This is a genomic window from Streptomyces hainanensis, from assembly GCF_004348415.1.
GTDB lineage: Bacteria > Actinomycetota > Actinomycetes > Streptomycetales > Streptomycetaceae > Streptomyces > Streptomyces hainanensis.
The window spans coordinates 1-10,188 of record NZ_SMKI01000289.1; the positions used below are offsets into that span (position 1 = coordinate 1).

Sequence of the window (10,188 nt, forward strand, 5' to 3'; positions counted from 1 at the left end):
CCCGTGGCCGAGTTGGGGTGCGGGCCGGGGCAGATGACCGCGCACCTACGGGAGTTGGGGCTCGACGCGTTCGGCGTCGACCTGTCGCCGGCGATGATCGACCTGGCCCGGGAGAACTACCCGCGGCTGCGGTTCGAGGTCGGTTCCATGCACGCCCTCGACCTCGCGGACGGCTCGCTCGGCGGCATCCTGTCCTGGTACTCACTGATCCACACCCCGCCGGCCGAACTCCCCGCTTACTTCGCGGAGTTCCGGCGCGTCATCGCGCCCGGCGGTCATCTGCTGCTCGGCTTCTTCGAGTCGGAGGGCGATCCGGTGAGCGAGTTCGACCACAAGGCGCACCCGGCGTACCGGTGGCCGATCGACGCGATGGCCGAACTGGCCGGCGCGGCCGGGTTCGTCGAGGTCGGGCGGATGCTGCGCGAGCCGGGCGAGGGGGAACGGTTCCGCCGGGGGCACCTGCTGATGCGTGACGACCGGTGACGACAGCCGGACGATCACCGATGAGTTCGCCACCGAGGGCTGGTCTACCCGGGCATGACCACACACACGTACTCAGGACCCTCGATGCCGATCTCGTCCACCACGTCCACGGCCCGCTGCCGACCGGCGACGGGCGGCCGCCGCTCGTCATGATCGGCCAGCCCATGGACTCCAGCGGCTTCCACACCCTGGCGTCGTTCTTCCCTGATGGAAGGGGCTGATCCTGCAACTGCGAGAGCTCGAGGCCAGCGGCCTGGTTCACCGGGAAGTCCATCACCAGGTCCCGCCGAAGGTGGAGTACTCACTGACCGATCTCGGACACTCGCTCAACACCGTCCTCGCCCCACTCGGGCAGTGGGGCGAGGAACACATGGAGCACCTTGAGACTCTCCCGTGAGTCGAGCGGCCAGGATGGGCGTCGCGTCGGGATCGCTGCCACGACGCCTTGGCCACGGAGATCGAGTGCGGCTCATGACGGCACCGGCGTGGCCGACAGGACGTAGCGCGTGGCGCCGTCGGCAATGATCAGAAGGTAGGACTCCCCGGCGTTCAGTTGTGCGAGCGCACGGCCGGCCTCCCTGTCGTCGGCCAACCACGCCCGGACCGGACGCGCGGCCGGCGGGTCCAGCTGGTCCGCGATGTGCCCGGCCCGCCAGCTCACCCACAGCAACGCCGCCCAGGCGGTCCCCGGCTCCTGCCCGCCGAGGTCGATGACCCGGTCGCACTCCAGGCCGAACGCCGTGCACTCACAGCGGAACACGCGTGCCGTCACCACCAGCCCTCCCCCAGCCTCTTGATCTGCCGGTCCAACTCCGAGCGGCGATTCACCTCCGCCAACCGCTCACTGAGCGTCGGCCGTTGCGGCTCCTCCTCGGGTTCGGCGTCGGCCTCGGCGGGCTGATCCGCGACGTCGCTCATACTCACTCCCTGGATACGGGGATGTCCGATGCGTCATCACGATCCTGCCGGCGAAGCTTCAGAGGCAAGTTCCTTTCAACATTTCAACAAAGTGGCATATGCACCTGAGTTGACAGGTTCCCACGCGAGCAAGGTACGAAGGAGCAGAGCCGGGACACGGTCAACGAACCGGCGCACAGGGCACACTGAGAGGTGAGCAGATGGCCGCACGACGAGGGCCGACCATCCCACGACGGCAGTTGGGAGGAGAGCTGCGCAGGCTCAGGGAGAACTCAGGGCTGATCGTCCTTGAGGCGGCACAGCGGGTCGGCATCTCCGAGACCAAACTGTCCAAGGTCGAACGCGGGTTGGCGGGACTGCCGAAGATCTCGGACCTCGAGGCGCTGCTCGAGCTGTACGGCGTCACGAACGAGGAGGACGTCGAGTTCCTGCTCGACACGCACCGCCAGTCGCTGGGTCGTGGCTGGTGGACGCCCTACCGCAGCTTCATGCCATCCGGCATGGCGACGTACATCGGCCTGGAGTCCGAAGCCCGCGGCATTCGTGCCTGGCAGCCGAACGTGGTGCTCGGGCTACTCCAGACAGAGAGGTACGCGCGAGCGCTGTTCGAGGCGGCGAAACCGGTGGACGAACACACCACGGAGTTCGTCGAGCGCAACGTCCGGCTCCGCATGGAGCGCAAGGACGCGATACTGCGGGAGACCAACCCCATCGAGCTGTGGTGTGTCCTCGATGAGGCCGCGCTCCAGCGCAGGCAAGGCAGCGTCGAAGTGATGGTGGAGCAGTACGAAGAGGTCGCACGCCTCACCCAGTTCGACAACGTGACCGTCCAGATCTTGCCGTTGGCGTCCACCGCGAACCGGCCCACGAACAGCTTCTCGATGCTGGACTTCGAACCGTCGCTTCCACCCGCAGTCGTGGTCGACGGCCCATCAGGCACAGTGTCGGTGGTCGAGCGCGACCATGAAATCTGGACCCATGCCCGACGGATCGACAACCTGCGCGCTGCGGCGCTCGCACCGGACGAGACGCCGCGATTCCTGGAAGACCTCACACGAAAGATCGCCTCATGACCCCAGACCTGTCCGAAGCCGCCTGGTCCAAGTCGTCCTACAGCGACGGCAACGGCGGCACCTGTGTCGAAGTCGCCGATCTGACCGCCCGGGTCGGTGTCCGGGATTCGAAGGACACCGACGGGATCGCCCCGTTCACCGTTCCGAAGGCCGCCTGGGCCTCGTTCATCGACCAGTTGCGGCGCGCCGAGTAGGGCCCGGTCGTCGCGTCGGGCCGGACCGCTGGACACGCTCCAGGGCCTTCCGCGAGCATCCGCGCTGTGACAGCTGAACCCGCCGGCCGGTCAGTGGGATTCGTCGAGCTCACGAGCACGGCCATGACCGCCCTGCTGGACGACGACCTCGCCCTGGCCAGTGCCGAGGCGGGAGCCGAACTCCCGGACTACTTCCTCACCGACCGGGCGAAGTGGCTCTGGTACGGACGCCCGTCATCCGAATCCCCGGGGGCCCTACCCGGTTGGGTCGGCTCATCGTCGACGGAGAAGATCAGGCTGTTGGCGATCGCCCCCACCGCGCAGCCGAGCTGGGCGGCTGTTGCGGCGGCAGTGGGTGCCGGTGCCGGGGGTTCGACCACGTCGTCGGTAATACCGTGCTCCCGCAGGGCGGCACGCACTCGTCGCACTCTCTCGTGCGCAATGGCTCCTGATTCGCAGGGTTGTCGAATCGACCGTGTGCTTGCCGGACGAGGCCGTCGCCGGTCACCGGTCCAGGGCTCGCCATTCGGGAGCAAGGACCGCCCAGATCTGCTTGTCGTAGCGCACGCCCCGGTACGGCCATGCCTCGCGGCGCACCCCCTCCAGCGTCATGCCCAGTCGCTTGGCCACCGCTGAGCTGCGGTCGTTGTCGACCCGGCAGTGCCATTCGGTCCGATGCAGCCCCCGGGACGTGAACGCCCAGTCCAGCAACGCGCTGCACGCCTGCGTGACCAGGCCGTGGCCCTCGGCGGACGGCTCCAGCCAGCAACCGATCTCACACGAGCCGGCAGCGGCATCGAAAGCGGTGAACATCACGCCGCCGACCAGCAGTCCGTCCCGCCAGATGCCGTACAGGCGGGCACCGTCGCCGGCCTGGCGTTCGGCGTACCGCTTCAGCGTGGCCCGCGCCCCGTCCACGTCGTCGGTGACGAACGTGGGCCCGACCCAGGGGCGAATGTGCTCGCGGGCCCGGTCCAGATGGTCGGCGAACTCCTCGGCATGCCAGACCTCCAGCGGACCGAGGCGAGCACCGTCGCGCAGCGACAACGAGAACATGCAACCCTCCTCATTTACATAACAAGCGTTGCGGCAATGTACCGTGGCAGCATGCCACGCACCAAGGGAGACCACGAGGCCCGTCGACGCGACGTCTCCGCAGCGGTCTGGCAGGTCATGGCCACCCGGGGCTTCGCCGGCCTGACCCTGCGCGCCGTCGCCGCCGAACTCGGCGCGACCACCGGCCTGCTCACGCACTACTTCCCCACCAAGCAGGCCCTGGTGGAGTACGCCCTCGGCCTGCTCGAACAGCGCACCGTCTCCCGCCCCCGCCGCCAAGCGGGCGAAGGTCTGGCCGCCCTCAGGGACGCGTTGCTGGACATCCTGCCGCTGACCCCCGAGGCCACCGACAGCAACCGCATCTGGGTCTCCTCCTGGGACACCGCACTCTCCGACCCCGCCCTGAGTACCGACTACGCCCGCAAGTACGCGCAAAGCCGGAACCGGCTGACTGAGCGGGTGGCCGCAGCCCAGGAGCTCGGCGAACTGCCTTCCGGCGACCCCGCCCACATCGCGGCCGGGGCTCAGGCCTTCGTCCTCGGCCTGGTGGTCCAGGCACTGTTCGACCCGGCGGTGTTCCCGCCCCGGCGGCAAGTCGAGCTCCTGGACGACTACCTGGCCGCCCTGACCGCCTCGCACTGATCAACGACGATCACCCGGCGCGGGCCAGCGGTCTCCTCGGGGCCCACACGGATCACCGGCGCCGTCGCCGTATCCGAGACCGGCGCGCCCAACAGCACGAACAACGCTTCGTGAGTCCGACCGCCCGCCGGCAGGTCCGGGTCCATCCCGTGGTTGGCGATCCATGACTCATAGGCCCGCGCATCCTGGACAACGAACTGCCAGTGGTCGGCATCGACCAGGACTCTCGAACTCGTACGGACCACCAGCAGGGATTATCGACCGGTTGCGGCGCGCCGGGTAGGGCCGGCCGCCAGGCCCTCGTGGTCAGGGACGCGGATCGTGAGGAGGGCGACGTCGTCCTCGCTGCCGGGTGCGCGGGCGCGGTCGAGGACCGCGTCGGTGAAGGGGTCGAGCGGGCGGTGGACCAGGGACGCGGCTTCCCGTCGTAGGCGGCGCAGGCCCTCGTCGAGGGAGCTGCCTGGAGACTCGATCAGGCCGTCCGTGTAGAGCAACAGCGTCGATCCGGGCGGCAGTTCGGCCGTCGCGTCGGGGCGGGGCTGGTCCGGCGCGGCGCTCAGCAGGATGCCGTGGGCCGAGTCGAGGAAGCGCGCCTCGCCGCCCCGGTCGATCAGCAGCGGCGGCGGGTGGCCGGCGTTGGTCCAGGTCAGCAGGTACCCGCCGTCATCCGGCAGTTCCACCCGGGCGAAGATCAACGTGGCCATGGGGATCTCGGCGATGTACTGGGCCGCCTCGTCCAGCCACTCCACGATCTTGCTCGGCGGCTTCTGCTGGGACCAGGCGTAGGCGCGCAGCATGTTGCGGAGTTGAGCCATGCCGGCCGCGGCCTCCCACACCGTCGACGACGCGGTGCGGCCCGGCCGCCGTCCTGGCGGCGCCGGCGGGCCGCTGATGGGCTCGCGGAATGGTCTCCCCGTGCCGGTTCCGCACGACGGCGGGCATCTGCTGCTCGGCTTCTTCGAGTCGGAGGACGATCCGGTGAGCGAGTTCGACCACAAGGCGCGCCCGGCGTACCGGTGGCCGATCGACGCGATGGCCGAACTGGCCGGCGCGGCCGGGTTCGTGGAGGTCGGGCGGATGCTGCGCGAGCCGTGCGAGGGGGAACGGTTCCGCCGGGGGCATCTGCTGATGCGCCTCGGCGACGTGACAACCGGGTGATCACCGATGAGTTCTCCGGCCGGCGCGGGTCTGCCCGACCATGACCACACAGGTACTCAGAACCCCCGACGCCGATCTCGCCTACCACGTGCACGGCCCGCTGCCGACCGCTGACGGGCGGCCGCCGCTCGTCATGATCGGCCAGCCCATGGACTCCAGCGGCTTCCACACCCTGGCGGCGCTCTTCCCCGAGCGGACCGTGGTCACCTACGACCCGCGCGGTCTCGGGGAGAGCACCCGCCGGGACGGCCGGGTCGACCAGGTGCCGGAGACGCAGGCCGCCGACGTGCACGCCCTGCTCCGGGAGCTCGGCGCGGGGCCGGTCGAGTTGTTCGCCAGCAGCGGCGGCGCGGTGACGGCGCTCGCGCTCGTCGCGGCGTACCCCGAGGACGTGCTCACCCTGGTGGCGCACGAGCCGCCGCTGATTCCGACGCTCCCCGACGCCGCGGCGGCCGAGCGTGCCATGGCCGGCGTCCGTGCCGCGTACGACGAGCGGGGGTGGGGCGCCGGTATGGCGGCCTTCATCGGGATGACGTCGTGGCGGGGGGAGTTCACCGACGCCTACTTCGCCCAGGGCGCGCCGGACCCGGCCGCGTTCGGGATGCCGGCCGACGACGACGGGTCGCGTGACGATCCGCTGCTCTCCGACCGGTCCCGGGCGGTCACCGACCACCGGCCCGACGTGGAGGCGCTGGCCGCCGCGCCGACGCGGATCGTGATCGCGGTGGGCGAGGAGTCGGAGGGGGTCCTCACCGGCCGCACCGCGGAGGCCATGGCCGAGCTGTTGGGCGGGCGGGCGACGGTGTTCCCGAGCCATCACGGCGGCTTCCTCGGCGGCGAGTTCGGCCAGGCCGGGCAGCCGGAGGCGTTCGCCAGGCGGCTGCGTGAGGTGCTCGACGGCGCGGAGTGAGCGGCGTGGGCGTCCTAGGGTGGCGGGATGTCGACTCAGGTGATCGTGCTCAACGGGGGGTCCAGCTCGGGTAAGTCCGGGATCGCGCGGTGTCTCCAGGCCGTCCTGCCCGAGCCGTGGCTGGTGCTCGGGGTGGACACGCTGGTGGAGGCCATGCCAGCGGCGATGCGAGCCGCGGACGCGGAGGGCGGGATCGCGTTCGCGGCCGACGGCGGGGTGGCCGTCGGGGCGGCGTTCCGGGCCGTGGAGGCGGCCTGGATCGCCGGCGTCGCGGCCATGGTCGGGGCGGGGGCACGGGTCGTGGTGGACGAGGTGTTCCTCGGCGGGGCGGCGTCGCAGGAGCGGTGGCGGTCGGCGCTCGTCGGGCTCGACGTGCTGTGGGTCGGCGTCCGCTGCGACGCCGAGGTGGCCGCGGGGCGCGAGCTGGCGCGGGGCGACCGGATCGCCGGAATGGCCGCGTCGCAGGCCGAGTTGGTGCACCGGGGCGTGGTCTACGACCTGGAGGTGGACACCACGCGCACCGAGGCGTTGGCGTGCGCACGGGCGATCGCCGAGCGGGTCAGTCCGTGATCAGGCCGGCGCGGTAGTCCCGAGGTGAGACGCCGTACGTGGAACGGAATTGGCGCGAGAACTTGGAGGCGTCGGGGATTCCCCAACGGGCCGCGATGTCGCTGACCTTCTCGTGGCGGTGGCCCGGGTTCCGCAGGTCCTCGGCGCAGCGTTGGATTCGCTGGGCGCGAATCTCCTGGCTCACGGTTCCGTCCTCCGCCTCGAATATGCGGTGGAGTTGCCGGACGGATATGTGAAAGGTACGAGCGATCAGCGCGGGATCGAGGGAGGGATTCGCCATGTTGCTCAGGATGAACTGCCGTACGGCCGCCGCCGTGTCCTCCCCGCGGCGGTCGGCCGCGAGGTCCGAGGATTCGCCGAGACTTTCCCGTATCACGGCGGAAAGCAGCCCTCTGATCGCCCAGTTGACGCTGCGCAGCGAGTCCTCGCCGAACACCTGGAGGTCGGCCACCGAGGACCGCAGCAGCGCGGCCAGGGCGCTCGTGACGCCGGGCGCGGGGTCGATCCGGCGTGGTGTGAGCAGGTGGTCGGCCACCGGCGGCAGCGCGAGCGTGGCCTTGGGGAGGCTGACGATGGCGAGGCGGGTGCGGCTCGGGACGTGCATGCGGTACGCGCGGTCCATGTCGTAGACGCCCATCTCGCCGGGCCGCAGCAGGACCAGCCGGTGCCCCTGCTCGATCGCGATCGAGCCCTGGACGACGTACTGCAGCTTCCACGTGCCGCGCTCGTCCCCGTCCAGATGGCTCCGGTCGCGTTCGATGTCGCCTGGCACGGCCAGCACGTCGGATAACGCGCTGCCGTCCACGCAGCGGAGGACGAACCGGCCCCGATCCTCACCGGTGGGCCGAAAACGCATCGCGCCGTAAGAGTTCCGTATAATCGCGTGCCACTGGTCCAGGTCGTCGTTCTGCGCGAAGGTGAGCAGATCGCCGCTCGTCGCCGAAATCCCCACGTGACCCACGTTTCCTCCTCAAGGCGCAGAATTCCCCCGCGCACCTCGCCGAATTGGCCGTGATATCCGGTCAAACGAGTTCATCATCCAGCGAGAAGGACCAAGTCCTTTTGAAAGAAGAGCAAAGAATTCGCCCCGGTACGGGCGGACCGCGTTCAGGGGCGCCGGGTGGCGCCCAGGGCCGCCACGACCCCCGCCGGGTCGTCGGTGACGACGATCCGGTCGGCGTCGCGCCTGGCGACGAAGCCCTCGGTGACGGCGTGGTCGAGGAAGGCCAGCAGCGGGCGGTAGTAGCCGGCGACGTCCAGCAGCACGCAGGGCTTGGCGTGCAGGCGGAGTTGGGACCAGGTCAGGGCCTCGAAGAACTCCTCGGCCGTGCCGAAGCCGCCGGGCAGGGTGACGAACGCGTCGCCGAGCTCGCCCATCAGCGCCTTGCGGGCGTGCATGTCGGGGACCACGTGGAGGTCGGTCAGCCCGGGGTGGGCGATCTCGTAGGGCAGCATGGCGCGCGGGATGACCCCGGTGACGGTGCCGCCGGCGCGCAGCGCGGCGTCCGCGAGGCCGCCCATCAGGCCCACGGACGCGCCGCCGTAGACCAGGTGGAGGCCGGCCTCGGCGAGGGCGGCGCCGAGCTCGTCGGCGGCCCTGGCGTACGCCTCGCCACGGCCGGGCGAGGCGCCGCAGAAGACGGTGACGGCACGGATCGGCGCCGTGGACTCGTCGGTCAAGCGGCGTCTCCCAGGCGGACGCCCGCGCGGGCGGCAGGCGCGAACAGCGCGGCGAACGCCCGCTCCTGGTCGGCCCCGTGCTCGGCGTGCCGCTCGGCGATCAGCAGCGCGAGTTCGTCGACGAGCCTCGGTGGCAGCCCGACGAGCGTGGGCTCCGTCGGGTCGAGGCCGTACTTGGCGCACCATTCGAGCGCCGCCTCGAAGCCGTTGACGGAGGCGGCGAACCAGCGATGGCCCGGCACCCGCCAGAGCGCGGCCAGCTCGTCGAGGAGGCCGGCCAGCGGCGGCTCGGGGCGCAGCATCGCGTGGGCGCGCGCCGTGAGCGCCGCCAGGTAGCGGGACGGCGCCGGCCTGGTCAGCGAGGTGACCGTGAACCGCCAGGGCAGGACCGGCAGGTGGTGGTCGACCAGGTAAGCGAGCAGCGAGATCGAGCCGCCCTCCACGACCACCGGCCGGCCGGGGCGCGCCACCCGCCGCACGGCGCGCACCAGCGCGGCGGCGGCCTCGGGCGCCGGGTAGTCGCCGTCGGCGACGGTGCGGTCGCCGAGCCAGGCGCGGGTGACGTCGGGCTCGTCGGCGCCGGCGCGGGCGCTCGTCGTCGCCAGGTCGGTGAAGCACTGGATCCGGTCGGCGACCACCACGGGCGCCCCGGTGCGGCGGGCGACGTCGGAGGCGGCCGCGCTCTTGCCGACTCCGGTGGGTCCGACGATGAGACGTACGGTCAGCGGGACTTCGGCGGCGATGTGGCGCACAGTCGGCTCCTCCCGTGTGGCGATCGGGGCCCGGGACCGGGGTCGGCCGATCGGCCTGTGTGTGGAGACGTTCAGGCTTGTTCGGGAACGTTCAGATCGTGCCAGAGAGCGCCGGCCGCTTCTTGCCATTCCGCGCACGGTTTCTCGTGAACGAACGCCAGCGGACGCCGTTCGCCGTCACCGGTCCTGACCCACGAGTACCGTCCCCGGTTGCCGGCAACCAGCCGGCGCCCATGCGGAGGAGGGCAGCCGATGACCACCACCGTCGACCAACCCACCGTGCGCGAACCGCGGTTCGCGCCGGACATGTTCCGCGCCTGCGCCGAGGTCGCGACCAGCGCCCTCGACGCCGACCGCAGAACCGCCGTGGTCCTGACCGACCCGGGGCCCGCGCCGGACTTCGCCGAGGCCGCCGCCCGCCACCCCACCCGGGTCATCGAGGTCAGCGCCCACCGCCGGTTGGCGATCGGCGTCGCCCACGGCATGGCGCTGACCGGGCTGCGCCCCGTCGTCCACGCCACCACCCCGTTCCTCGACCGGCGGCCCCACCAGGAGTTGGCGCTGCTCGGCCGCCGGGGCTCGGCCGCCGTCGTCGTCGGGCCGAGCGCGCCGGGGGACCTGGCGCTGCTCGACGCCCTCCCCGGCTGGACGGTCCAGCTGCCCGGCCACCCGGCGGAGGCCGCCGGGCTGCTCGCCGCCGCGCTGCGCGGCGACGGGCCCGTCTACCTCGGGCTCTCCGCGCCCACCAGCCC

At 71.3% G+C, this 10,188-nt stretch carries 13 protein-coding genes and 4 pseudogenes; 10 read left to right on the forward strand and 7 right to left on the reverse strand.

Annotated elements, in window-relative coordinates; translation table 11 throughout:
* The 3 genes and pseudogenes from E1283_RS23915 to E1283_RS23925 form a co-directional block, all read left to right on the forward strand.
* On the forward strand, positions 1–483 hold a 483-nt coding region (locus tag E1283_RS23915), incomplete at its 5' end, for a class I SAM-dependent methyltransferase (RefSeq protein ID WP_132820196.1).
* A 20-nt stretch (positions 484–503) separates the two neighbouring features.
* Positions 504–692, forward strand: a pseudogene (locus E1283_RS38945) (hypothetical protein); the annotation flags it as partial.
* An 8-nt stretch (positions 693–700) separates the two neighbouring features.
* Positions 701–880: pseudogene (locus tag E1283_RS23925) on the forward strand (winged helix-turn-helix transcriptional regulator); the annotation flags it as partial.
* A 72-nt stretch (positions 881–952) separates the two neighbouring features.
* Here the strand turns inward: E1283_RS23925 and E1283_RS23930 are convergent.
* Entirely contained in the window at positions 953–1,255 is a 303-nt protein-coding gene (locus tag E1283_RS23930; protein WP_132820197.1) for a hypothetical protein, read from the reverse strand.
* Positions 1,252–1,401: a hypothetical protein gene (locus E1283_RS37455; RefSeq protein WP_165956226.1), complete on the reverse strand. Its 150-nt coding sequence runs from the start codon at positions 1,399–1,401 to the stop codon at positions 1,252–1,254. The genes E1283_RS23930 and E1283_RS37455 overlap by 4 nt, the downstream gene beginning before the upstream one ends.
* Positions 1,402–1,601: 200 nt before the next feature.
* On the opposite strand from E1283_RS37455, the gene E1283_RS23935 reads away from it, so the two are divergent.
* On the forward strand, positions 1,602–2,474 hold the full coding sequence (locus E1283_RS23935) for a helix-turn-helix domain-containing protein (protein ID WP_132820198.1): 873 nt from the start codon (positions 1,602–1,604) through the stop codon (positions 2,472–2,474).
* Positions 2,471–2,668 (forward strand): DUF397 domain-containing protein, encoded by a 198-nt coding sequence (locus E1283_RS23940; protein WP_132820199.1) that lies wholly within the window; start codon positions 2,471–2,473, stop codon positions 2,666–2,668. The genes E1283_RS23935 and E1283_RS23940 overlap by 4 nt, the downstream gene beginning before the upstream one ends.
* Positions 2,669–3,172: 504 nt before the next feature.
* Here the strand turns inward: E1283_RS23940 and E1283_RS23955 are convergent.
* Positions 3,173–3,724 (reverse strand): GNAT family N-acetyltransferase, encoded by a 552-nt coding sequence (locus E1283_RS23955; protein ID WP_132820200.1) that lies wholly within the window; start codon positions 3,722–3,724, stop codon positions 3,173–3,175.
* 51 nt (positions 3,725–3,775) lie between these two features.
* Between E1283_RS23955 and E1283_RS23960 the strand changes: the two genes are divergently transcribed.
* Positions 3,776–4,366, forward strand: a complete 591-nt coding sequence (locus E1283_RS23960) for a TetR/AcrR family transcriptional regulator (RefSeq protein ID WP_165956227.1) — start codon at positions 3,776–3,778, stop codon at positions 4,364–4,366.
* 254 nt (positions 4,367–4,620) lie between these two features.
* Here E1283_RS23960 and E1283_RS23965 read toward each other — a convergent pair.
* Positions 4,621–5,196 (reverse strand): annotated as a pseudogene (locus tag E1283_RS23965) (PP2C family protein-serine/threonine phosphatase); the annotation flags it as partial.
* A gap of 103 nt (positions 5,197–5,299) precedes the next feature.
* Between E1283_RS23965 and E1283_RS23970 the strand changes: the two are divergent.
* From E1283_RS23970 to cpt, 3 genes and pseudogenes are all read left to right on the forward strand, one after another.
* Positions 5,300–5,524, forward strand: a pseudogene (locus E1283_RS23970) (SAM-dependent methyltransferase); the annotation flags it as partial.
* Positions 5,525–5,564: 40 nt separating this feature from the next.
* Entirely contained in the window at positions 5,565–6,434 is an 870-nt protein-coding gene (locus E1283_RS23975; protein ID WP_132820203.1) for an alpha/beta fold hydrolase, read from the forward strand.
* A 27-nt stretch (positions 6,435–6,461) separates the two neighbouring features.
* A complete protein-coding gene (cpt, locus tag E1283_RS23980; RefSeq protein WP_207930506.1) occupies positions 6,462–7,004 on the forward strand; it encodes a chloramphenicol phosphotransferase CPT in 543 nt (180 codons plus the stop codon).
* Here cpt and E1283_RS23985 read toward each other — a convergent pair.
* The 3 genes from E1283_RS23985 to E1283_RS23995 all read right to left on the reverse strand — a co-directional run bounded on the left by E1283_RS23985 (position 6,994) and on the right by E1283_RS23995 (position 9,436).
* On the reverse strand, positions 6,994–7,965 hold the full coding sequence (locus E1283_RS23985) for a helix-turn-helix domain-containing protein (protein ID WP_132820204.1): 972 nt from the start codon (positions 7,963–7,965) through the stop codon (positions 6,994–6,996). The genes cpt and E1283_RS23985 overlap by 11 nt on opposite strands.
* A 146-nt stretch (positions 7,966–8,111) precedes the next feature.
* Entirely contained in the window at positions 8,112–8,684 is a 573-nt protein-coding gene (locus E1283_RS23990; RefSeq protein WP_207930507.1) for an LOG family protein, read from the reverse strand.
* Positions 8,681–9,436 carry an isopentenyl transferase family protein gene (locus tag E1283_RS23995; RefSeq protein ID WP_243745058.1) on the reverse strand — a complete coding sequence of 252 codons (756 nt, stop codon included), beginning with the start codon at positions 9,434–9,436 and terminating at the stop codon, positions 8,681–8,683. Before E1283_RS23995 ends, E1283_RS23990 begins: the two co-directional genes overlap by 4 nt.
* 252 nt (positions 9,437–9,688) lie before the next feature.
* Here E1283_RS23995 and E1283_RS24000 point away from each other — a divergent pair.
* Positions 9,689–10,188: transketolase family protein (locus E1283_RS24000; RefSeq protein ID WP_481906701.1), on the forward strand; the 500-nt coding region annotated here is incomplete at its 3' end.